We start from the raw sequence: 26,997 nt of genomic DNA, 5'->3' as shown, positions 1-26,997 counted from the left end.
ATTTATGAAAGTTAATAAAGTTGAGAAAATCTATCCATTGTCAAATATGCAAAAGGGGATACTGTTTCATGCTATTGAAGATAAAAATTCAGATGCATATTTTGAACAAATTATATTGGATATAAAAGGTTATGTAGATGAAACTATTTTTGAGGAAAGTTTCAACGAGATTATGAAACGGCACGAAGTGTTAAGAGCATCATTTAATTATAAATTGGACGAGCCATTACATGTAATATTAAGGGATAGAAAAATTAAGTTTAGCTATAATGATGTAAGTGATTTAGATTTAAACACTAAAGATTTATATGTGGAAAAATATATAGTAGATGATAAGGTGAAGGGCTTTGACCTAACAAAAGAAACCCTTATGAGAATTTGTTTGATCAAAACAAATGATAACTCATATAAAGTAATTTGGAGCTTTCATCATATATTACTTGATGGTTGGTGTATTGGGATTATATTAGATGAGTTATTTACTATCTATTCACATAAAATGAAAGGTGAAGAGCATCAATTAGAAGATCCTAGACCCTATAGTGATTATATAAATTGGCTAAATAATCAGGATAATGAAGAAGGATTGAAGTATTGGAGTAAGTATCTGGAGGGGTATGAGTTAAATGCTACCCTCCCTAAATTTAATAACTCTAGTGCTGGAAAGTATCAGAGAAGAGAAAAAGTGATAGAGTTTTCAAAAGAGTTAACTGATAAGATTACACAACTGGCAAATAAAAATAACGTCACCTTAAATACAGTGATGCAGAGTATTTGGGGGCTTATTCTAGCGAAGTATAACAATAGTGAGGATGTTGTTTTTGGAACAGTTGTCTCAGGCAGAGATGCAGCTGTAGAAGGTATAGAGAATATGTTAGGTTTATTTATAAATACAATACCAACTAGAATAAAGCTGCAAAGTGAAAAATCATTTAAAGAAGTTTTAAAAGCAACTCAACATGATGCAATAGAGGGTAATGATTATAATTATATTAATCTAGCCGAAGTTCAAGCTCTTAGCAACTTAAAAAGTAATCTTATTGATCATATATTAGTATTTGAAAATTATGCTATTGATGAAAAAGGATTGGAAGAAAAGGAAAGTGGATTAGGGTTCGAAGTTGTATCTGTAACCGACGAAGAGAGAAGTAATTATAGCCTAAGCCTTACTGTAGGAATAGGAGAGAAATTGAAACTAACAATTGTATATGATGAAAATGTATATGAAGAAAGACTAATCAATAATCTAGAGTGTCATATTCAAAATGTAACGAAGCAAGTTATCGAAAATGATGCTAAGAAATTGATCGATATAGATTTAATTTCAGAAGAGGAAAGAAACATCCTTCTTTATAAATTTAATGAAACAACCGTTGAATATCCTAAAGATAGGTTGATACATCAATTGTTTGAGGAACAGGTTGAGAAGACACCTGACCGTGTGGCAGTTAGCTTTAAAAGTAATAACCTAACTTATAGGGAATTAAATGAAAAATCAAATCAAATAGCTAGACTACTGCGAGAAAAAGGTGTTCAATCAAACACAATTGTAGGAATCATGGTCGATCGTTCTTTAGAAATGATTATAGGAATTATGGGGATTTTAAAATCCGGAGCGGCTTATTTACCAATTGATCCTGAGACTCCTAAAGAGAGAATTGACTACATGTTACAAGATAGTAATGTAAAAGTTTTATTGACTCAAGATAGATGTATAAGTCAACTTAATTTGAATGTGGAGTTAATTAATTTAGATCAAGAGAATTTTTTAAGGCTAAGTACAGATAATTTGAATTTGATAAATCATTCAAGTGATACAGCTTATATCATTTATACTTCAGGATCAACAGGAACACCAAAAGGAGTAGTTATTCCGCATTATAGTGCAATTAGAGTAGTTAAGAATACAAATTATATTGAAATTAATGAGAATGATACGATACTACAACTTTCGAATTATGCTTTTGATGGGTCTATATTTGATATTTATGGTGCGCTTCTAAATGGTGCAAAGTTAATAATGGTTGAGAAGGACACTGTATTAAGTCTTGTTAAACTAGCTAAGTTAATAAAGGAAGAACAAATAAGTATTATGTTTATTACCACAGCTTTATTTAATGCGCTTGTAGATTTAGAAATAGATTGTTTAGATAAAATAAGAAAAATATTATTCGGTGGTGAAAGAGTTTCAGTTTCACATGTGAACAAAGCCCTTGAGAAATTGGGCAAAGATAAAATTATTCATGTTTATGGTCCAACTGAAAGCACGGTATATGCTACTTATTATTTTGTTAATGAAGTAACTGAGGTTATCCCAATAGGAAAACCGTTAGCAAATACTTCGGTTTTTGTAGTAGATAAAAATTCTAACCTGCTTCCACTTGGTGTGCCTGGAGAACTATGTATTTCTGGAGACGGATTAAGTAAAGGGTATTTAAATAACGAGAGATTAACAGTTCAGAAATTCGTTCCAAATCCGTTCATTCTAGGAGAGAGAATGTATCGAACAGGAGACCTTGTGAGAATGTTACCTGATGGAAATATTGAGTTTTTAGGAAGAATTGACCATCAAGTTAAAATTCGTGGTTTCAGGATTGAACTGGGTGAGATAGAGAGTCAACTTCTAAAACATAAGGAAGTAAAAGAAGTTGTTGTTATCGCAAGAGAAGATAGTAATAATCATCAATATTTATGTGCGTACTTTACTTCCGAAACATCGAAGGGCGAGACTAGGGTTCAAGAAATTCGAAAGTTTTTGGCAAAAGAGTTACCAGAGTATATGATTCCTGCTTTTTTTGTTCAGCTAGACAAGCTACCACTTACTACAAATGGGAAAGTGGATCGAAAGGCTTTACCAAGTCCTGATGAAAGTTCGGTTGCAGGAGTAGTAGAGTATGAGGCACCAAGGAATACAGTCGAAGAAAAGCTTGTATCCATTTGGCAAGATATTTTAGATATAGAAAACATAGGAATTCAACACAACTTTTTTGAAATTGGAGGCCATTCACTGAAAGCGACTACGATGGTTTCTAGAATCCATAAGGAACTTATGGTGGAGCTACCTTTACGACAAATCTTCCAAACACCTACTATAAAAGGAATTGGAGAATATATTGACTCTACGAAAGAAAGTGTATATGCATCGATCAAAAAAGTAGAAGAACAGGATTATTATCCGCTCTCATCTGCCCAAAGAAGACTCTACATTTTAAACAAAATAGAGGGTAGCGGAGTATCTTATAATATGCCTTTCGCTATGAAAATAAAAGGTGATTTGGATGTTCATCAGCTTGAGAATGCATTCTATAAACTAATCGAAAGACATGAGGCCTTAAGAACTTCTTTCGTAATGGTAGATGGTGAACCAGTTCAAAAGATTGAAAAAGAGATAGATTTCCAAGTGACGTATAGAGAAATGGGTACCAATAAGCTAGATGATATGATTAATGGATTTGTTAAACCGTTTGATTTGGAGAAAGCTCCTCTTTTACGGGTTGAAATTATACATGTCACAGATGATGAGCACGTGATGGTCCTAGATATGCACCATATCATTTCAGATGGAGTTTCAATGAACATTTTAAATAGAGAGCTCTGTAAACTGTATGAAGGGAAAGAGTTATCCCCATTGGACCTACAGTATAAAGATTATGCAGTATGGCAAAAAGACTTGTTTACTCAAGAGGAAATGAAGAAGCAAGAAGAATATTGGATAAATGTTTTTAAAGAAGAAGTACCTATTTTAAATATGCCAACAGATTATAAAAGGCCGCCGACACAAAGTGTTGAAGGGGCCCGAAGAAGTTTTGAAATAGATAGTGAGTTGACAAAGAAGCTTAATAGAATTGCAAAAGAAAATGGGGTTACCATGTATATGCTTCTGTTAGCTGGATATACAACTTTACTTTCAAGATATACGGGTCAAGATGATATTGTGGTAGGATCTCCAATTGCAGGAAGAAGCCATCATGATTTTGAAAATATTGTCGGAATGTTTGTGAATACCCTTGCGATGAGAAATTATCCAAATGAAGATAAAACATTTCGTAATTATTTAAGAGAAGTAAAAGAAAATGCATTAAAGGCGTATGAAAATCAAGATTATCCTTTGGATGAACTGGTTGAAAAGCTGGACTTACAAAGAGATATGAGTAGAAGTGCATTATTTGATACGATGTTTGTGCTACAAAACTTAGATACCTCTAATGAAGAGATTAAAGGGTTAAGTTTTGAAACATATGATAGTGAACTTAATATAGCAAATTTTGATTTGACATTATCAGCAGTAGAAACTAATAACATCATAAAATTTGATTTAGAATATTGTACAAAATTGTTTAAGAAAGAGACAATAGCTAAAATATCAGAGCACTTTGTTAGTATTTTAAGAGAAATTACTAATAATCAGGAAGTTTGTTTAGGTCAAATAGATATGCTTTCGGGAGAAGAAAAGCACATTCTTTTGAATGAATTTAATGAAACTTATATGGATTATCCAAAGAATAAAACCATTTATCAATTATTTGAGGAGCAGGTAGAGAGAACTCCAAACAAGGTTGCCGTAGAATTTGAGGGGCAACAAGTTACTTATAAGGAGCTCAATGAAAAATCCAATCAAGTAGCTAGAGTACTTTATGATAAGGGTGTTCATCCAGAAATGATTGTAGGAATTATGGTGGAACGTTCTTTAGATATGATTGTCGGTATCATGGGGATATTAAAATCAGGGGCAGCGTATTTACCAATAGACCCTGAATATCCTGAAGAGCGAATTAAATATATGGTAGAAGATAGTAACACAAAGTTCGTATTAACGCAGACTCATTTATACGATAAACTTCATTTTATCAATAATGAATGTATAACTAAAATCTCAATTAATGATGAAACAATAAAAAATCAAGAGCAAATTAATATGGAAAAGCGTAATAATAGAAATGATTTAGCCTATGTCATTTATACGTCTGGTTCCACGGGTTTACCAAAAGGGGTGTTAGTGGAACATCATTCCTTAGTCAATTTATGTAATTGGTATGTAGATTTTCATAAAATAACAGAAAGAGATCGAATTACAAACTATTTGAAAGTCTCATTTGATGCATCTATTGGAGAAATTTTCCCTTGTTTAATCACCGGAGCTACTTTGCATGTTTTAGGAAAAGATATTAGGCTTGATCTAGATAAATTAAATGAATATATGAATAGTAAAGACATAACAGTTGCAACATTCCCATCTAAGGTAAGTGAACAATTTATATTACAAGATAATCATTCTTTAAGAATGTTAGTATCCGGTGGCGAAAAGTTAATTTTAAATAAGAATACCCGCTATCAGCTTGTAAATGCCTACGGTCCAACCGAAAATACAGTAGTAACTACAAGTTTCTTAATGAATAAAAATGATGATAATATTCCAATTGGAAAACCGGTGTATAATACTAAAGTTTATATAGTAAATAAGTATAATCAGCTTTGTCCAATTGGAGTAACAGGAGAGTTATGTATATCTGGAGTTGGATTGGCAAGAGGTTATTTAAATAATCCAGCCTTAACTGCCGAGAAATTTGTGGAAAATCCTTTCGTCAGTGGGGAAAAAATGTATCGTACAGGTGATCTTGTAAGATGGATGCCTGATGGAAATGTTGAATTCATAGGAAGAATTGACCATCAAGTAAAAATACGTGGGTATAGAATAGAACTTGGTGAAATAGAGAGCCAGTTGTTAAAACATCAAGATATAAAAGAGGTCGTAGTAGTAGCAAAAGAGGATAAGGAAAATCATACGTATATAAGTGCTTATATTGTGTCTGAAAAAGCAATATCTTCAGCCAAGATAAGAGAATTTTTAGAAAAGGAACTCCCTGATTACATGATTCCCTCTTATTTTGTTCAACTTGACCAGTTACCACTTACATCAAACGATAAAGTGGATCGAAAAGCACTTCCAGAACCAGATAGAAGTAGTCAATCAGGGGTAGAATATGAGGCACCAAGAAATGAAGTTGAAACACATCTTGTTGAGATTTGGAGGGATATCCTAGGCATAGAGGATATAGGGATAAATCATCATTTCTTTGTATCAGGTGGAGATTCTATTAAGGCTCTGCAAATTGTGTCCAGGTTGTCTAGAATAAATCTTAAGTTAGAAGTGAAAGATCTATTTGCAAACCCTAAAATTAAAGATCTTAGTAAGTATGTAAAAAAGCAAAACAAACAGTTAAAACCTTATGAAATAGTTACAGGAGAAGTAATATTATCTCCAATTCAAAAATGGTATTTTGAGAAAAATAAAGAAGAACTAGATCATTTTAATCAATCATTTATGCTGTTTAGGGAAGATGGATTTGATCGAAAGAGAATAGAGAGAGTCTTTAATAAGATATTAGAGCAGCATGATGCCCTTAGAATGATTTATAGAGAAAATGATGGAGAGATCATTCAGTATAATAGAGGCTATAAGGATAACCTCTTTGATTTATACGTTCATGATGTTGAGGGAGTAGAGAATAAGGAAGAGAAAATATATGAATTAGCGACAAATATCCAAAAGAAATCTTCCATCAAAAATGGTAAACTCGTTAATCTTTGTTTATTTAAAACGAATCAAGGTGATCATCTGCTTATTACCATTCATCATCTTGTAGTAGATGGAGTATCATGGAGAATAATATTAGAAGATTTTGAAACTCTATATTCTCAGGATTTAAGAGGTGAGAAGTTAGACGTTGGATTCAAAACTGAATCCTTTAAAGAATTTTCCTCTAAGCTGAGGGAGTATGCTAGTAGCAATAAATTATTAAAGGAAAAAGAGTATTGGCAAGAAATAGCAAATACTGAGGTTGCATTTATACCTAGAAAAACAGAGCTCAAAAGTGACACATTCGAAAATAGTAAAACAGTTAGTATTTCTTTAAATAAGGAAAAGACTATAAGTTTATTAAGAGAATCTAATAGAGCATACAATACAGAAATAAATGACATATTGTTAACTTCCTTATTATTAGGTGCTAGAGAGATAACAAGTGAAAATTGTATAAAAATAAATATGGAGGGACATGGAAGAGAAGATATCTTAGAAAATGTAGATATTAGTAGGACTGTAGGTTGGTTTACAACTATGTATCCAGTACTTATAGATTTAGGCAATGAGACCGATCTTGCTACTAATATAAAAATGGTAAAAGAAATTTTAAGGAAAATTCCTAACAAGGGAATCGGATTTGGTATACTAAAATATTTATCAAAAGAGAAGTATCTATTAAATGAACAAAAAGCACCAATTTCATTTAACTATTTAGGTGAAATGGATAATGATGTTAACAGAAATGAATTTTCTGAATCGAAATTTTCTTATGGGGAAACAATTGGAGGAAAGATTTCAAGAAATAATTCGATAGAAATCAATTCGATAATTATTAATAATGAATTGGTTATAAATACTACCTTTAATGAGCTAGAGTTTGATGAACTAACAATCAGGAAATTAAATGATAAGTTTAAAGAAAGTCTTGAAACTATAATTGATCATTGTGTTAGTCAAATAGAGGTGGAAAAGACGCCTTATGACTATGGGGATACTAAATTAACTCTAAGTGAACTTAAGGATATTAAAGAGAAGTATAAAGATTTTGAAATTGAAAAGATTTACCCGTTAGCAAATATGCAAAAGGGAATGCTGTTCCATGCTTTGGAAAACAAAAATTCAAAAGCATATTTTGAACAAACTGTCATGGATATAACAGGATACATTGATGTAGAGATATTAAAAACAAGTTTTAATAAAATCATGCAAAGATACGAAATACTAAGAGCATCATTTGAATATGAAATAGTTGAGGAGCCTAGACAAATAATAATAGCTGATAGAGAAATAGGTTTTCAATATTGCGATATAAGTGAAAGAGGAACTATAGAAAAAGAGTTATTCATAAAAAATTATAGAGAAGAAGATACAGAAAAGGGATTTAACTTAAGTAAAGATACTTTAATGAGAGTATGTTTGATTAGAACAGATGAAAACTTATATAAATTGGTATGGAGTCATCACCATATTTTATTGGACGGTTGGTGTCTTGGAATCGTATTAGGTGAGTTATTCACTGTATATGGAAAATTAATAAATGGTGAAGAATATGAGTTAGAAGAAACGAAACCTTATAGCGATTATATAAAATGGCTGGAAGAGCAAGATAAAGAAGAAGGTAAAAGTTATTGGGAGCAATATTTAGATGGTTATGAAGAGAAAGCGCAAATACCAAAATTACAGATTACTAAGAATGATAGTGAGTATTTAAGAAGAGAAAAAGTAATTGAATTTTCGAACGAACTAACAAATAAAATTACACAGCTTGCTAATAGGAATAGCGTAACCTTTAATACAGTATTCCAGAGTATTTGGGGTATTATTTTGGCGAAGTATAATAATACAGACGAAGTAGTATTTGGAACTATTGTATCGGGAAGGGAAGCACCAGTAGACGGAATTGAAAAGATGATTGGTTTATTTATTAATGCCATTCCAACTAGAATAAACCTTGGAAAGAATCAGAAGTTTAAAGAGGTTTTAACGGTTGTACAGAGTGAAGCTATAGCTAGCAATAATTATAACTATATGAATTTAGCTGAAGTTCAAGCAATGAGTAAATTAAAGAATGATCTTATTGATCATATAATTGTGTTTGAGAACTATGCTGTTGATAAACGTATTGCCGGAAATGAAAAAATGGATATAGGTTTTGAGGTAGAAGATATACATGCAGAAGAGCAGAGCAATTATAGTTTTAGTATTGCTGCAACTCCAGGTGAGAAGTTAAATTTAGTTTTAACTTATGATGGCAATATTTATGATGACAAAATAATAGATAATATCGAAATGCACATTAAAAAAGTAACTGAACAAGTGATTGCAGATGAGAATAAGAAAATAAATGAAATAGACATAATTGCAGAAGAAGAAAGAACAACTTTATTGTATGAATTTAATGATACAAAAGTAGATTACCCAAAAGAGAAGACGATCCATCAATTGTTCCAAGAACAGGTAGAAAGGACACCTGAAAATATTGCAGTTGTGTTTGAAAATAAACAATTGACTTATTGGGAACTGAACGAAAAATCTAATCAAGTCGCTGCTCTGCTAAGAGAAAAAGGTGTGAAATCTAATACTGTGGTTGGTATTATGGTTGAACGTTCGATTGAAATGATAGTTGGTATGATGGCGATATTAAAAGCCGGGGGGGCATACCTTCCAATTGATCCTGAGTATCCAGAGGATAGAAGAAGATATATGTTAGAAGACAGTGGTATAGAAATATTGTTAAAACAAGAAAATAAACATGTAGATTATGATTTAACTTGTATTGATATAAATGTACAAAAGATTAAGGATAGATTTACAGAAAACTTGCCTAGTCTAAATAAGTCCTCTGACATGGCTTATATAATATACACTTCAGGTTCAACTGGAAAACCAAAGGGTGTTATGGTGAATCATAAATCTATTCTCAATACGTTATGTTGGAGAATAGAATCATATCAATATAGTGAAAGTGATATTACGTTACAGATGCCTTCTTTCTCTTTTGACAGCTCTGTTGAAGATATTTTTACTACTTTGCTTTCTGGAGGTAAATTAATTTTAATAGAAGATATAAGAATGAATTTCAGTAAATTTATAAATATTATTCAAAATAATAAAGTAACTAATTTGTTAGCTGTTCCAAGTTATTATAATAATCTATTAAACACTATTGATAAGCCTTTAGTAGATTTGAGATTTGTGACAATTGCAGGTGAAGGTTTTAATGAAAATCTAATTACAAAACATTTTCAGAAAATGCCTCACGTAAAATTGTTTAATGAATATGGTCCAACAGAAAATAGTGTTTGTTCTACAATATGTGAATTAAAACAGGAAGATCAGAAGGTACTTATTGGTAAACCAATAAGTAATAACAGGGTTTATATCCTTGATATGGAAAATAATTTAGTGCCATTAGGAGTTGCAGGTGAACTTTGTGTAAGTGGGGAAGGTTTGGCACGTGGTTATTTAAACAGACCAGAGCTCACAGCGGAGAAGTTTGTTCCAAATCCATTCATTCCAGGGGAAAGGATGTACCGGACAGGAGATCTTGCAAGGTTATTGCCTAATGGGAATATCGAATTTTTAGGTAGAATTGACCATCAAGTGAAAATTCGAGGTTTCAGGATTGAACTTGGTGAGGTAGAGAATCAACTTTTGAAACAGAAAGAGATTAAAGAAGCCGTTGTCATCGCAAGAGAGGATAATAATGGTCAACCATATTTATGTGCTTATTTTACGTCTGAAACACGTAAGAAAGAATCCAAATTACAAGAAATTCGGAAGGATTTGGCGCAAGAGCTTCCAGAGTATATGATTCCTGCGTTTTTCGTTCAGTTGGATAAACTACCACTTACAGCAAATGGAAAAGTGGACCGAAAGGCCTTACCAGAACCTGATGAAAGTGCGGTTGTGGGAGTAGAGTATGAGGCACCAAGGAATGAAGTCGAAGAAAGACTTGTATCCATTTGGCAGGAAATTTTAGGAGTAGAAAAAATCGGTATCAACCAGCACTTTTTTGAAATAGGAGGTCATTCTCTTAAAGCAACTACGATGGTTTCTAAAATCCATAAGGAACTTATGGTGGAGATACCTTTACGACAAATCTTCCAAACACCTACTATAAAAGGGATTGGAGAATTTATTGACTCTACAAAAGAAAGTGTATATGCATCGATCAAAAAAGTAGAAGAACAAGATTATTATCCACTTTCATCTGCACAAAAAAGACTCTATATTTTAAATAAAATAGAGGGTAGCGGAGTATCTTACAATATACCGTTCGCCATGAAGATAAAAGGTGATTTGGATGTTCAGCAACTTGAGAAGGCTTTCCATAAATTAATCGAAAGACATGAAGCTTTAAGAACTTCTTTTGTAATGGTAGATGGTGAACCAGTTCAAAAGATTGAAAAAGACATAGATTTCCAAGTGACGTATAGAGAAATGGGTACCAATAAGCTAGATGATATGATCAATGGATTTGTTAAACCGTTTGATTTGGAGAAGGCTCCTCTTTTACGGGTTGAAATCATACATGTTACAGATGATGAGCACGTGATTGTATTAGATATGCACCATATTATATCAGATGGTGTATCAATGGGGATCTTTACACAGGAATTAGCTGAGTTATACAACGGGAAAGAATTATCTCCATTAAGCATTCAATATAAAGATTATTCTGTATGGCAAAGAGAATTGTTTACTCAAGAAGAAATGAAAAAACAAGAAGAGTATTGGATGCATGTATTTAAAGAAGAAGTACCAGTACTAAATATGCCGACAGATTATAAAAGACCGCCAATTCAAAGTACAGAAGGTGACCTTGTACATTTTGAAATCGATAGTGACATATATGTTAATCTTAAGAAGATGGCGAAGGAACATGGTGTGACGCTGTATATGCTTCTGTTAGCGGGATACACAACACTGCTTTCAAAATATACGGGGCAAGAGGAAATCGTAGTGGGATCTCCAATCGCAGGAAGACCTCATGATGATTTGAAACAGATTATGGGTATTTTTGTTAATACTCTTGCAATGAGAAATTATCCAAAACGAGACGTTTCATTCCAAGATTATTTAAAAGAAGTTAAAGAGAATGCTTTAAAAGCCTATGAAAATCAGGATTATCCATTTGATGAATTAGTTGAAAAATTAGATTTAAAGAGAGATATGAGCAGAAGTGCTTTGTTTGATACAATGCTCGTCTTACAAAACTTTGACTATGATGATTTTGAAATACAAGGTTTAACTTTCTCACCATATCAAATGAAGGCGCATGTTTCTAAATTTGATTTAACACTTACCGCTGTTGAAGAAGAGCGTAGTATCAAATGTGTATTAAATTACAGAACTAAATTATTTAAGAAGGAAACTGTAGAAAGATTAGCTAAACATTTAATCCAGGTTTTTAAAGAAATTATTGAGAAGCCAGAACAAAGCATTCAGGATATTATGTTGCTTTCAGAAGAAGAAGTGCAGATGCTATTGCAGGATGATAAAGATACAAAAGCTGATTATCCGAAAGATAAAACAATTTCACAATTATTTGAGGAACAGGTGAAACGAACACCTCACCATGTAGCCGTGGTATTTAAAAATCAGAAACTTACGTATCTGGAACTGAATGAAAGAGCGAATCAAATGGCAAGGTTGCTTCAAGAAAAAGGAGCAAAGCCAGGGATAACAGTAGGTATGTTAGTGGAAGAATCTCTTGAAATGATTATTGGAATTATGGCCGTATTAAAAGCAGGAGCGACTTACTTACCAATAGATCCTGAACAACTGGATAAAAGAACGAATGTCATTTTAAAGGATAGTAATGCTAGCCTATTGATAGTAAAAGGAGAAAGGAAAGAAACTCTCCAATTTAATGGAGAAATAATCTCCATGGAAGATGATTCTATAAAAGAGAGGGATACATCAAATTTATTAGTCAATTATAAATGGAATCATAATGCGTATATCATCTATACATCAGGTTCGACTGGTACACCTAAAGGTGTATGTGTTCAGCATAACAACGTTGTAAACTATATGACTTGGTTTACAAAGGAAGCGAATCTAAAAGAAACAGATAAGGCAATGTTAGTATCTTCCTATGCATTTGACTTGGGCTATACAAGTCTATATTCATCACTTTTAAATGGATGTGAACTGCATCTCGTTACAAAAGAAGTATATACTAATGCTCAGAAGGCATTACAGTATATAGAAGAACAAGGGATTTCTTATTTGAAATTAACACCGTCTCTCTTTAACGTCTTGGTGAATGATCCGAGTTTCTCAAATAATCAGAGCTGTAAAACTTTGAGATTAGTCGTGTTAGGTGGAGAGAAAATCAATCCAATAGATGTTGAAAAATTCTATACACATTACCCAAATCATGCGGTAATGAATCACTATGGACCTACAGAGGCGACAATTGGTTCGGTATATCAAGTTATTGAATATGATACAATGGCAGCTTTCAAAGAATGCCCTGTGATTGGAAGACCAATTCAGAATATGAAGGCTTACGTAGTGGATCAACAAATGAAACTTGTCCCAGAAGGTGTTTATGGTGAATTATGCTTATCAGGAGATGGCGTAGCAAGTGGATATTTAAACAGAGCAGATTTGACAGAAGAAAAATTTGTTCAAAATCCGTTTGAACCAAATAAAAAAATGTATCGGACAGGGGATCTTGCTCGAAGACTATCAGATGGTAGAATTGAGCTTGCAGGTAGGATTGACGGTCAAGTGAAAATAAGAGGTTATCGAATTGAAACAGAAGAGATTAAGCGTCATTTAGTTAAACACGAACAAATTAAAGAAGCATTCGTGATTGATCGAGAAGGTCAGGACGGAAGAAGATATCTATGTGCATATATTACGTCCCAGAGGGACCTATCATTTGAAGAATTAAGAGCGTACTTAAAAGTAGAAATCCCTGAATACATGATTCCATCTTATTTTGTTCAGATGGAGCGTATTCCACTTACGGCAAATGGAAAAGTAGACGAAAAAGCTTTACCAGAGCCAGATGTGAGTAAGGGAGTAGATTATGAAAAACCAAGAAATCAGGTGGAAGAAAAACTTGTGAAGGTATGGGAAGATATATTAGGAGTCAAGCCAATTGGGATTAGCCATAACTTTTTTGCTTCGGGTGGAGATTCTATTAAAGCTTTACAAATTATCTCACGTTTATCACGAGAAGGTATCACGTTAGAGATGAAAGATCTATTTACCTATCCGGAAATCAAGTTTTTAAGCAACTATGTCAATATTGAGACAATACAAGAAGGCTCTTATGAAATTGAAACAGGAGATGTGTTGCTCACTCCAATTCAAAAAGCGTATTTTATAAATGGAAAAGAAGAAGTAAATCATTATAATCATGCAGTTATGTTGTATAGGAAAGATGGATTCCGTGAGGAAATGATAAAAGAAGTTATGGAAGCAATTTTTGTACATCATGACGCATTACGAATGATTTATAAAGAGGAGAATAATGAAGTACTTCAATTCAATCGAGAAGTGGAAAAAAATCAATTTGGTTTTAATGTTTATGACGTTTCGAGAGAAGATAATCCAGATGTGAAAATTCAAGAACTTGCGACAATATTACAGAAGAAAATTGATATACAAGAAGGACCTCTTGTAAATGTAGCACAGTTTAAGACGAATGTTGGAGACCATCTGTTACTTATTATTCATCACCTTGTGGTGGATGGAATCTCTTGGAGAATCCTATTTGAAGATTTTGCACTTGGATACAGCCAGCTAATGAAAGGCGAACCAATAGCGTTTTATCCAAAAACGACTTCTTATAAAGAGTATGCTACTCAGCTTAACGAGTATGCTAAGAGTGCAAAAATCCTTAGAGAAAAGCAATATTGGGTGAACACATTAAAGGATAATGTTAACTTTTTAGAGAAAAAAGAGGAAGTTGGACTATTCCGATATGAGGATAGTGATACTTTTAGTACCGCTCTCGGAATAGAGGAAACAAGCCGATTGTTAAGAGAAACAAATCAAGCATATCATACTGAAATCAATGATTTACTGATTAGTGCTCTTTTAATAGCTACAAGGAGAGTAACTGGTGAAAATAAAATTAGGATTAGTCTAGAGGGCCATGGTAGAGAACGGATTATAAAAAATGTAGATATTAGCCGAACAGTTGGATGGTTTACAACCAAATATCCTGTATACATCAATTTAGGAGATGAAAAGGACCTTTCAATGACTATTAAAACAGTGAAAGAGTCTCTTAGAAGAATTCCGAATAAGGGAATAGGCTATGGGGTTTTAAAACAATTGAGTGGAGATCCAGATTTATGGAATATTGAACAGCCACCTATTTTGTTTAATTACTTAGGTCAAATGGATGCAGATCTCAATAATACAATCTTTTCTTCTTCTTGGATATCGACAGGAGAGTCGATTGGAGGTAAACATACAAGAGAAACACCTATAGAAATGAATGCTATTGTCTTAGATGGAAAGCTCACTATTGATACGACTTATAATACAAAAGTATATGCAGAGGATGTCGTAGTGGAGTTTACAGAAGCTTTCAAGGCTGCTCTTCTTGATGTAATCCATCATTGCATTTCTAAGGAACAGGCTGAAAAAACACCATTTGACTATGGAGACAAAGAATTAAGCTTCGAACAACTAGAGGAAATCAAGGCGAAAAATAGGTGGGGAGAAATAGAAAAGATTTATCCATTAGCTAATATGCAGCAGGGTATGCTATTCCATGCATTAGAAGATCCACAATCAGGTGCATACTTTGAACAACTTGTCATTGATGTCAAAGGGTTTATTGATGTCAACTTATTCGAGGAAAGTTTGAACGATATTATGAAAAGACATGAAATCCTTCGGACAGCAATTGAATATGAAATTACAGAAAAACCAAAAAATGTAATTATAAAAGGTCGAAAGATTGGCTTTAGATACCGAGATATTAGACAGCAAGGAATAGTTCAGCAAAAAGAAAGTATAACAACCTACATTGAACAAGATCGAGAAAAAGGTTTTGATTTTAGTAAAGATGTCTTAATTAGACTGGAACTTATTCAAACTGATGATAAGGCTTATACAATTATATGGAGTAATCATCACATCTTGTTCGATGGATGGGGCAGAGGTATTATTTTGGGAGAATTGTTCTATATCTATGGAAACAAACAAGTAGGACAGTATCCTAATTTAGAAGAGCCAAGACCATATAGTGATTATATTAGATGGTTAGGAGAACAGGAAAAAGAAGAGGGAATTCAATATTGGAAACAATATTTAGCAGGATATCAAAAACCTGCGAAAGTTCCATCGTTCAAAATTGATAGTACAAGAGAGTACCATGGACAAGAGACGCTCATTGAATTTTCAAGGGAACTTACGAAAAAAATGACTGAATTGGCTAATCAAAATAATGTTACGTTAAACACTGTGCTACAAACTTTATGGGGGATTATTTTAGCCAAGTATAATCATACAGACGATGTTGTATTCGGTTCTGTCGTTTCTGGTAGAGATGCCAAAGTAGCTGGAATTGAAAAAATGGTTGGATTATTCATTAATGCAATTCCAACGAGAATTAATATAAAAGAACAGAAGAGCTTTAAAAATATTTTAAAAGAGGTACAGCAACAAGCAATAGAAAGCCAAGCATACAACTATATGAATCTTTCAGATATACAGTCTCTTAGTGATTTAAAAAGGGATTTAATTGATCATGTAATGATTTTTGAGAATTATGCACTTGATGAACGTTTACTTCAGGAAGAAGAAAGTAAGAGTAGTTTCGTATTTAAGGATATTAAAGGGATTGAACAAACCAACTATGGATTTACAATAGTTGTCGTTCCAGGTGAACAGCTTGTTCTCAAAATATCATATGATGGAAATCTCTATTCAGAAAAACTCATCCAGAACATAGCAAATCATCTGAAAAATGTTACGGACCAAGTTGTGCAGGATGAACATAAAAATGTGAATCAATTAGAAATCCTTTCAAAAGAAGAAAAGCATTATTTCTTGAATGAGTTTAATGAAACAAAGGCAGAGTATCCAAAAGAAAAAACAATTCATCGCTTATTTGAAGAACAGGTAGAACGGACTCCAAATAAGGTAGCTGTGGTATTTGATAAGCAGCAACTTACTTATAAAGAACTTAATGAAAAATCTAACCAAATAGCTAGGATACTCCAGAATAAAGGAGTTCAACCAGACACAGTTGTAGGTATCATGCTTGAACGTTCTCTAGAGATGATTATAGGAATTATGGGGATTTTAAAATCTGGAGCAGCATATTTACCAATAGATCCTGAATATCCTGAAGAGCGAATTAAGTATATAGTAGAGGATAGTGGAACAAATATAATACTTACAAAAGGTAAAGATGCAGTGAGGTTAAGCAAAGAAATAGTATTTTTAGATGAAGAGTATAATCATTATTCTACTGAAAATATAAAAGTAACAAGTAATACTAACAATCTAGCTTATATGATTTATACTTCGGGTTCTACAGGTATGCCAAAGGGAACTATGCTGAAGCAACGAGGCCTAGTCAATTATATAACATGGGCAAATAAGGAATATGTCAAAGGAGAGGCCTTAGATTTTGCCTTGTATTCATCTTTCTCATTTGACCTTACAATTACATCATTATTCACACCATTAATTTCTGGAAATAAAATAGTTATTTACAATAATGATGGGGATGAACCAATTATAAGAAAAATTTTTAAGGATAATAGAGTAGGTATAGTAAAATTGACACCATCCCATTTAAGGTTGATAAGAGATATTGATAACAGCAATTCAAGTATAAAACGATTAATAGTGGGTGGAGAAGATTTAAAGACTGAGTTAGCAAGAGAGATTTCAAAAAGTTTCAATCATAATGTTGAAATCTATAATGAGTATGGTCCGACAGAAACAACAATTGGCTGTATGATTTATAAATATAGCCTTAATGACGATAAACACATATCGGTACCTATTGGGAAGCCAATTGATAATGTTCAAATTTATTTATTGGATGATAATCAAAAGATATTACCAGTAGGAATAGAAGGAGAACTTTATATAAGTGGAGATGGTGTTGCTACAGGTTATTTAAATAGACCTGAATTGACAGCAGAAAAATTTATATCAAATCCATATGTGCCTGGAGCAAAGATGTATCGAACAGGGGATCTTGCAAGATGGTTGCCTAGTGGAAATATCGAATTTATAGGAAGAACTGACCATCAAGTAAAAATTCGTGGTTATAGAATTGAATTAGGAGAAATAGAGAATCAAATTCTAAAATTAGATAATATAAAAGAAACAAAAGTTGTTGCAAGAATAGACGGTGAGAATAGTCAGTATCTTTGTGCATATGTTGTTTTAGAGAATAAAGAAAAAGCAATTACTGTTACAGAGATGCGAAGATATTTATCAAAAGAACTTCCAAATTATATGATACCGGCATTTTTTACACAGCTTAAGGAATTACCGTTGACAACAAATGGTAAAATAGATGTAAATTCATTACCAGCACCAGATGGAAATGTCAAATATGAATTAGAATACGAACCGCCAAGAAATGATTTAGAAGAAAAAATTGTTAGCATATGGGAAGAAATTTTAAATATCAAAAAAATAGGTATGAATACTAATTTATTTGATATCGGAGCGAACTCTTTAAACGTTATGACATTTGTTTCAAGGATAGTTGCAGAGTTAAACTTTAGAGTACCGTTTAAAGATGTATTTGATAAACCTACAGTCCGAAGTTTTTCAGCGTTCTTAGAAGGCGCAAAAGAAATGTTAAAGGATTATACAGAGGATTGTATTCAACTTAGTAGCTCAACAAGCACCAATAAAAAACTATTTTGTTTCCCACCTGCTGCTTCAATAGGAATAGCATATATGGGGCTAGCAAAGCATATTGAGTCATATTCGGTTTACAGTTTTAATTTTATTAAATCTGAAAATAGAATTGCACAATATGTTAAAATAATAAAAGATATTCAATCAGAAGGACCGTACACATTAGTGGGATATTCAGCTGGTGGAATTCTTGCCTTCGATGTGGCAAAAGAATTGAATAGACAAGGTTTAGAAGTAGAAAATCTTATTCTTATTGATTCAAAATACCGTACGATTGTAGAACAGAATCTTTATACAGAGGAAGAGTGTAAAAGAGAACTTCATGAAAAATTCAATCTGAAAAAATATAAAGATTTAGAAAAATTAGCTAGTGATTATTTGATAGAATTAATTATGAAGTCTTATATGTATGTACAGAGTACAACAACAAATGGCAGTATTGATGGAAATATAAGTTATATAAAATCAGTAAAAGAAAAAGAAGATGAAAATAATTTACTGTGGGAGAATGCTACTACGAAGAATTTCAGGATAATTCAAGGGTACGGAACCCATATGGAAATGTTATCAAATTCAAAGCTAGATATTCTTAAAAAGAATGCTAATATAATAAACGACATATTGGCGTTTGAAACAGTTTAATTTTTGAGAATTGGCATTTCTTTAAAGAAATGCCAATTTTCTTATTTTGATGACTTGTAAATTAAAGAGAATAAGCGCAATAATTTTGGACATGTATAATAGAAGTTATGAAAGCAGGTGTTATTTTGCGAGAAATTAGAATTCTTATAGCGGATGATGAAAAAGAAATTAGAGATTTATTAAAAAAATATATGGAGCGAGAATTATATAAGGTTGATGTTGCTATAGATGGCGAGCACGCTCTTTCGTTATTTAATAAAAACAAATATGATCTGTTTATATTAGATCTTATGATGCCAAAAATTGATGGGATTGAGGTCTGCAGAAAATTAAGAGAAAAAACGAATGTTCCTATTCTAATGCTCACTGCTAAAAATCATGAAACTGATAAGATATTAGGTTTAAGTATGGGCGCAGATGATTATATTACAAAACCTTTTAGTATAAATGAGGTAGTAGCTAGAGTTAAAGCTCTTATGAGGAGATTTTTAGTTTTAGGAAGTGAAGCAGGGGATAGAGAACAAACACGTATAGAGTTTAAAGAAATCTCAATTGATATGAAAAAATATACTGTTTTCAAAGAGGGGAAAGAGATTCCTTTAACTGCAAAAGAGATGGAACTACTAAGGTTTTTTGCTTTAAATCCGGAGCAAGTGTTTACAAAATCTCAGTTGTTCCGTAATGTTTGGGGGGACAACTATTTAGAAGATGATAATACTGTCATGGTCCATATTCGAAAACTTAGAAAAAAAATAGAAGTGGATCCCTCTAATCCTCAATTAATACAAACAGTTTGGGGAATCGGATATAAGTTTGTAGGTGACCAAAATGTATAGCGATAAAATTATCTTGCTTAATATTCTTCAATTATTATGTATTATAGGACTTTTTTTTACAGATTTAAATAATCAGCTATTAGGAATAAATAAACTTGTTTTGTACATAGTACTATTTTTCTTTACGACTTTTCTCTTACTTATAAGGTTCCACTTCATTAATCGTTTGAAAATAATGATTGAGGAGTTACAACGTGTAATTAAAGGGAATTTAACAACAAGGTTAATTGTAAATGAAGATAATGTATTTAATAAAATGATATTTTCTGTGAATGAATTAATTGAACAGTTAGAGAGAGTTCAAATCGAATCCATTAAAGCTCAAAATGCGAGAAAAAGGCTCTTATCAAGTATTTCTCATGATATCAGAACTCCTCTTACATCTATTATAGGATATATTGATGCTTTAAAAGATGATATAGCTGTTTCTCGAGAAGAGAAAAAAGAGTATCTTGAAATTATTTCAAAAAAATCCAGCAACTTAAAGCAATTAATCAATGAAATATTTAATATGGCAAAGCTAGATGCAGATGAAGTTTTAATAAATCCTGAATCTCTAGAGTTAACTGAAATTACCAGAGAAGTATTAATTGAGTATTTGCCTGAAATCAAGAAGAATAATTTGGAGTTAAAGCTTAGTTTACCAAAAACAAAATGTTTTATCACGGCTGATTATCTAAGTATTATAAGAATTATAGATAACCTAATAAAAAATGCTATTTTATATGGGAAAGAAGGAAAAGTACTTGGAATAGAACTCATGGAATCAAATCAAGAATTCCAATTGCTTGTTTGGGATAAAGGACAGGGAATCGCGGAACATGATTTAGATCATGTATTTGAACGAATGTATCGTGGTGACCAATCAAGAAATTCTATTAATGGAGGTAGCGGATTAGGGCTTGCTATTGCTAAATCCTTAGTAGAAAAAAACCAGGGCAGGATATGGGTTGAAAGTAGTCCATGGAATAAAACAGTTTTTGGTATCTCTTTCCCAAAAACAGAAAAGGTTTAATAAATATAGATAATATATGGTTTAAATTAAAATTTGTCCCAAATAATGTAGTAAAGTTGTTATACAATATAGGTTTACGTATTAGTGACCTCTTAAAACTAAAGGTTGCAAGCTTGAAAGGGAGTTATATCTTAATGCTTGAAATGAAGAGCGGTAAGCAGTAATGTATCTAGATTACTGCGACATTAAGAAGAGATTTAAATAGGTACATTGAAGATATGGAAGACCATGTGTATCTAATTAAGAGTAGGTAGGGAAAGAATAGAAAGAAGTACAGCATATAAGTTACTTAGTAACACTGCGACAGAGTTTGAACTAGATGAAATAGGAACACATACATTATGTAAGAAATTTGTAAATCATATGTATATGCAGACAAAGAATATAGCCTTGCTTATAAAGAAATTTATGTGAATAGAGTTGTTGTTAAGAGATAATAAAGTTGTTTAATTTACAATAAAGTCCATTGAAAAATAATATAGTTGTTTAATTCTTATTGAACTAACGGTGCAGGATAGTTGAATAAGGAAGATGATATACTTAAGGGAGAATTTACTTTATTCTATAATTTATGAGGTGGAAAATGGACTCTTTAGAATTAAACAAATCTAAATATATTGTCTCTAATATCAAAGAAATTTTGCATAAAAAGCTTATTCTTGATAAACCGTTAACTAAAGATGAGGAGAAAAAATTAAACCTAGTTAATCCCCCTATATACGAAAATGAGAAGTATCTCATTCAAAAACGGTGGTTTTATAGTATTAATATTGGAGAATGGGAAGATGTGGATATTATTATTCAAGGGAATAATGAAAATCCCGATGTGGAGATTATCGAAATGGCAGAAAAAACATTCGATGAACTCCATCTATATATAAGCTGTGCATTAAAATATTTACAGAAATTCTTCCCTAATCAAGAAATGAAGAACTACTATCTATCCACAATATGTTTTGGAAAGATGGTTAATTTTGACGATTATATATTTTCTGGGTTTAGTTTAGCTTTTATTTATGATGGTCACTTTGAGTTTCAGTATAAAGTAAAATTTAAAGACGATGGATGGCCTATTGGTTTTGAAGGTGGGCCACTTTAATAATAAAAGTAATTATTTCTCCTGCAAGGGAACTTGTTAAATTACAAGAAGAGTTAATAACTAAGAAAAATAAGTAAATGGAACCGTTACCCATCAAGATGGAAGAAAAGCCAATAGATATACTAAATCAAGAAATCCTTAATAATATCAAGTTATATATTAAAAGATGAACACAAATAAAGAGAAGAATAATTAAAGTATTTGTGTGTGATTTTGAACACAAATCGGGGTCGCACCTCTTGTAGGTGCGTGGATTGAAATATTAAGAGCATGTGGCTTAAAATATTGAAGTTTAGTCGCACCATATATAGGTGCGTGAATTGAAATCACTAGTGCTAAACATCTAAAGAAATTGTATGGGCGTAACACCTTTAGTAGGTGTTTGGATTGAAATTGGTAAGATACTTGATAGCATTTTATTAAGCCTTAACGCATTACCCAAATACTTTTGACTAACGTCCTTCACAATCTTGTGGGAAAAGGATTCTTTTGGTAATGCGTTAACTTTAATTAAAACCTTCTTGAAATATATAACGATATTATATAATATATAGGTATATTGTTAGCTTATTTGATTCCGTTTATTCCCACACCTTTTTTGTGTTGTGGTTGAGTTGTAGAAGCAAGTTGCGTCTTGTTTCATTTGTGAAAGGGCTTCTTTGAGCCGATTAGTGTATATATAGCTTATTTTGCTATGCACATTTTTAATCGACTTGAAGAAGCCCTTTTTGTGTTGTTTTCAAGTTCGCAGGTTGGGTTATGAATCATAACAAATTGCAAATTAGAGGAGATATGAAAATGAAAAATAAGCAGGAAGAGGGATATAAAAATGAAAAAAGATAACATTTGGACAGTATTAGATGAGCCAAAAGAGCAGGAAATAAGGGAGCAATCCCTAGAGCTGGATGATATTTTTGCTGGGATGGATGAGCTATCGGAGATTACAGATGAAGAGCTACCATTTTAATAAAGAAGAGGTAGTTTATAGAGGGTAAAAGGAAGAACTAAGTGATGCATATACTTGGATCTTTCTTTTTTTATTGCAAAAAAGAACTTGAAGGGAATTATTATGCGTATAGGAAATGATTTAGCGGCGGTTTTTTATCCAACCCCACTAACAGAAGGGACACATTTAATACAGTTATTACAAATACAATTGCTACGCCAAAACGTAGTCAATGGTTAGAAGAACAAGTAAGTAGCGGTGTGAATGCGATCATCTGTTCCCAAGAATTAGTTAGGGTAGGATTGGACTTGCTGGCCACGCCAACATTAATTTTCTACCAACTATCATTTAGCTTATTTACGTTAAACCAAGCTACAAGAAGACATTGGCGCATTGGTCAAACAAAGCAATGTAGAACCTTCTACCTCCGCTACCGAGAAACGTTCTAACAGCAGATGGCGCAATTAATCGCCCAAAAGAATACAGCTGTTGAAGCAATGAATGGTGATGCAACAAGTGATGGACTTAATGCAATGCTTGGTGATACAGGAGACCTTCAGACGTTATTAATTCAAAATATTAAAAGTGGGAATCAATTAAATGGTTCAACAGAAGAGTGGATACAGGCAGCATCGGAAGAATCTAAGCGAGTACTTGCAAATATCGGTAAAGTAATTACACCAGTGTTTGAATCAATTGAGATCCAATTTACAAACTGGGTGAAAACATTACCGAGTACATCTGACGTATCGTATATGGAAGATGCAAAATTTGTGCAAAAAGCCGTTGAATATATCAAAGAAGAAAAAGTTCCTGGCGTTGTAGTAAAGCAACATAAACTTGAAATTGACGGGAATGTAGAAGATATCATACGTACTTTAACAACATTGAATGCCGATAAGCGTATGCTTGTACAAAAACAAGACATTACACTCTGAGATGAATTAATTGTGGAAGTAGATGGTTCTCAAAAGAAAGGAAAAGGAAAAAGAAAAAGTAAAGTAATTTAAGGACAATTTGAGTTTGCTTTATTTGGTTAAACGAGAGGGGAAAGTCATGTTTACGAAACTTCTTATCGCACTAATTTGCTATATGGTTTATGTAGTTTGCAAAACAAAAAGAAACATGTTGATAGAAGAGAAGAAAAAAGAAAAAAGATCAGAACCAGTGGAAAGACCTGTTTATTGGTGTCCGAGAGAAAATAAGCCTATTGGGAGGGAACAAGAACGAGTTACTGTTCCAACGAAAGAAATTACCTTAGAAAAGGATGTAGAAAATATATACGATTTAGTTGCTACATCTATTCGAATAAATGTAGGTGAAGAAGAAAAAGCGTTAGAACAGAGCAAGGAAGTTGCAAAAGAAGTGGAGTATGCTGAAGAATTTCATCATACTCCTGCTTCTGAAGCAGAATATGAAATTCCTTTTCCGAGCGATGAGGATATACCAGAGGAAGTATTTGAACATGAGGAGACGTTTTCGGAACTGGAACAGTTGCCATTCCCACTAGAAACAGAACAGAATCTACCTTTTCTACAAGGAGTATCAGAGGTAGAAGATATGCATTAGATCGGGTGGACTGCAAAAGTAATAAGGCGAGAACAAGGACTGACACGTGTCATAAATATGTCTAATAAGAAGCGCTATTGGATTCATACAGAGGGAGAGATATTACCGAAAAATCAATTACTGTATATGGAATTAGAGGTCGATTCACCTTATTCTTATACACTAGTTGAATGGAGTAATAGATAATTAGGAAATATATAAATTTATTTCCTAGTTGTATTTTCTTAGTTAAATAGCATGATATACAGCATTTTCTCACTCATTTGTACAAGAATGAAACATTTTTTTATTTTTGTACAAATGAGTGGGACAGAATGATTCACCATATAAGAATATTCGACTATAATGAGACATTGTACGTCATTGTAATATTAAAATGTATTAAGATTAAGTGATTATAATCTTAATACAGGAGAACTGAGAACTCTTCGCAATATTACAATGCTTAAAATAGATTAAATCCAAACATGAGGATTATATGAAGTGAAAAATATTTATGAGTTAAAAAAATAACAATTTTGAAAGGTGAATGTAAATGATTATTAATTCCCTAAGTAACAATGTAGTAGAAAAATTAGAACAAACGGTGCGCTATGAAAAGAAACAAGTTCAGGTATTACGTGTAAGTAAAAGTAGCTCAAATGTACATGCTTACATGATTTTTCCGGAATTCTCAGAGGTTAAAATTTCAAATGCCGAACTGGATGAATATATAGAAAACCTGTCAACAAGCGTGAAGTATGTTATTGACCGTAAGTTGAGTCAACAAGAAATCGAAAAGCAAAATCATTCTTTCATTATGACGTGTGAAGTTGAGGAAGATGGTGTGATAGATGATGAAACTCTTCATTTTAATACGACTTATGTTAAACCACCAACAATTGCAAATAAAGTATTTAAATTAGTATGTGGATTAGGAAATCGTCTAGATAGCCTAAAAGAGTTACATATCACAGTACTAAATAATAATATTAATCGAATTGAAATTGAATTTTACAATGAAAATGAAACATACATTGCAGTAGAGAAGGAAGAAATTGCGAATGCTATTATGGGAGCATATACGAAGGCAAATATCTATTATGCAGCAGATCTTTATTATGTTGCGGAAGGAAATCAAATCAAATTAAAAAGCGTTAAACCGAAATTAGCGGGTGATGTATGATGAAACAAGAAAAAGGGATGATTGGAGTCCTATGTACGCTCATTTTAATGATTTTACTACTTATGCCCTTACAAGCAGCTCAGGCTTCTGTAAAAGTAGATTTTAATAAATCGAACGGGAATGACCTTTCGTCATCCTTTCAAGAGGGATTGAATAATCGAGCGAAAAAAACAGAGAAAGATGATTCATTCGGCTCATCAATCATACAAAAGATTGAAGGTATGTATGCACCGGCTTTTAAAGTAGGAGTAAATATCTTTTCTATTTCATTCGTATTAGGCGTTATTGTTATGGTTATGGCATTAATTACAAAGAATGGTCAATGGATGAAGTGGGCAACTGGAAGTATGATTTTCTCGTTTATTAGCATGATGTCCATGAGACTAAGTGTGTACTTCTTGTTTAGTTCCGATGTATTTTCGTTTATGAACATCTTCACAGATTTTTTAGACCTGTTTAAAGCAACAGCACTTATTTTCACACCATTTATGTTAATTGCAGGTATTCGTTTAAGAAAGATTCATGAAAGTACGAAACAGCCTGAGTATTATCGTTGGTCTAACCGTGTCATAACAGGATCTTGTTTGCTGTGTATGTTAGCCGTACTCGCTCCATGGCTATTTGCTAATATGTAAAGAACTATATATAAAGATAGAAAAGGTACTGAATCTACATTCAGTACCTTTTATCTACCCATTAGGTTCTTTCTTTCATATTCTTCAAATACTTCTTCTGAAATTGGCGATAGTATGCCGCTCAAATACACAGCGGTATATAAAAAGTATTGCTCATCCCTTGTTTTAATTGTATGAGTACCGTGTTCCTCATTGTTTGGAATAATTCGTTCAATTTTGAGTTGTTTTTTATCACAAATGATCTCTTTTACTCTATATAAATTATGTATCGGTAAACGATCAATATACAAACAAAGGTACTCTAGTAGAAATAGAATAACAGTCATTTGTAGAATAAAAGCAATTTTTAATAGAGTTGGTATGGATGCAAATAATACTAGAAATATAGAGACCAAGAAGATATTTAACTTTGAAAACCATTTTTCGTGTTGATTTAAAGAGATAATACTTTTCTTATTCGGAAACACCTGGAACCTTGTTATAAGAAAAATAATTACAAAGATTCCTTCATAACTAAACCAGGTTTTCCACTCCGTATCAGTAAGTTCTAGCAATATATATATGATACCGGTAGATACGATCAGTGGTACCAGCTGTACCAAACTAAATAGTATGGTATGTTCTAACATTCTT

Annotated in this window: 8 protein-coding genes and 3 pseudogenes; 10 read left to right on the top strand and 1 reads right to left on the bottom strand. The window is 32.4% G+C overall.

All coding sequences use genetic code 11. The features are described 5' to 3' along the window. The first annotated feature begins 4 nt into the window (after nucleotides 1–4). From MR112_RS22615 to MR112_RS22565, 10 genes and pseudogenes are all read left to right on the top strand, one after another. A complete protein-coding gene (locus tag MR112_RS22615; protein ID WP_242245402.1) occupies nucleotides 5–19,099 on the top strand; it encodes a non-ribosomal peptide synthetase in 19,095 nt (6,364 codons plus the stop codon). A gap of 125 nt (nucleotides 19,100–19,224) precedes the next feature. Next, nucleotides 19,225–19,935 (top strand): response regulator transcription factor, encoded by a 711-nt coding sequence (locus MR112_RS22610; protein ID WP_001206988.1) that lies wholly within the window; start codon nucleotides 19,225–19,227, stop codon nucleotides 19,933–19,935. After that, nucleotides 19,928–20,950: a sensor histidine kinase gene (locus MR112_RS22605; RefSeq protein ID WP_204312308.1), complete on the top strand. Its 1,023-nt coding sequence runs from the start codon at nucleotides 19,928–19,930 to the stop codon at nucleotides 20,948–20,950. The genes MR112_RS22610 and MR112_RS22605 overlap by 8 nt, the downstream gene beginning before the upstream one ends. 65 nt (nucleotides 20,951–21,015) lie before the next feature. Beyond that, a pseudogene (locus MR112_RS22600) lies at nucleotides 21,016–21,358 on the top strand (tyrosine-type recombinase/integrase); the annotation flags it as partial. A 175-nt stretch (nucleotides 21,359–21,533) separates the two neighbouring features. Further along, nucleotides 21,534–22,049 carry a hypothetical protein gene (locus MR112_RS22595; RefSeq protein WP_242245401.1) on the top strand — a complete coding sequence of 172 codons (516 nt, stop codon included), beginning with the start codon at nucleotides 21,534–21,536 and terminating at the stop codon, nucleotides 22,047–22,049. 829 nt (nucleotides 22,050–22,878) lie between these two features. Further along, nucleotides 22,879–23,016, top strand: a complete 138-nt coding sequence (locus MR112_RS22590; RefSeq protein WP_242245400.1) for a hypothetical protein — start codon at nucleotides 22,879–22,881, stop codon at nucleotides 23,014–23,016. Nucleotides 23,017–23,195: 179 nt separating this feature from the next. Then, a pseudogene (locus MR112_RS22580) lies at nucleotides 23,196–24,005 on the top strand (helicase); the annotation flags it as partial. Nucleotides 24,006–24,051: 46 nt separating this feature from the next. Continuing rightward, nucleotides 24,052–24,750 (top strand): annotated as a pseudogene (locus MR112_RS22575) (transposase). A 349-nt stretch (nucleotides 24,751–25,099) separates the two neighbouring features. Further along, nucleotides 25,100–25,729, top strand: coding sequence for a hypothetical protein (locus tag MR112_RS22570; RefSeq protein WP_242245399.1), 630 nt, complete (start codon nucleotides 25,100–25,102; stop codon nucleotides 25,727–25,729). After that, complete coding sequence (locus MR112_RS22565; protein WP_242245500.1) at nucleotides 25,729–26,364, top strand: hypothetical protein; 636 nt, start codon at nucleotides 25,729–25,731, stop codon at nucleotides 26,362–26,364. Before MR112_RS22570 ends, MR112_RS22565 begins: the two co-directional genes overlap by 1 nt. A 50-nt stretch (nucleotides 26,365–26,414) precedes the next feature. Here the strand turns inward: MR112_RS22565 and MR112_RS22560 are convergent, their stop codons facing one another. After that, nucleotides 26,415–26,993, bottom strand: coding sequence for a hypothetical protein (locus MR112_RS22560; protein WP_080450259.1), 579 nt, complete (start codon nucleotides 26,991–26,993; stop codon nucleotides 26,415–26,417). Nucleotides 26,994–26,997: the final 4 nt, after the last annotated feature.

This window comes from Bacillus cereus group sp. BfR-BA-01330, assembly GCF_022663885.1.
Taxonomy (GTDB): Bacteria; Bacillota; Bacilli; order Bacillales; family Bacillaceae_G; genus Bacillus_A; species Bacillus_A cereus.
The sequence above is the reverse complement of the archived record's forward strand: the minus strand, read 5'-3'. Positions and strand labels throughout refer to the sequence as shown.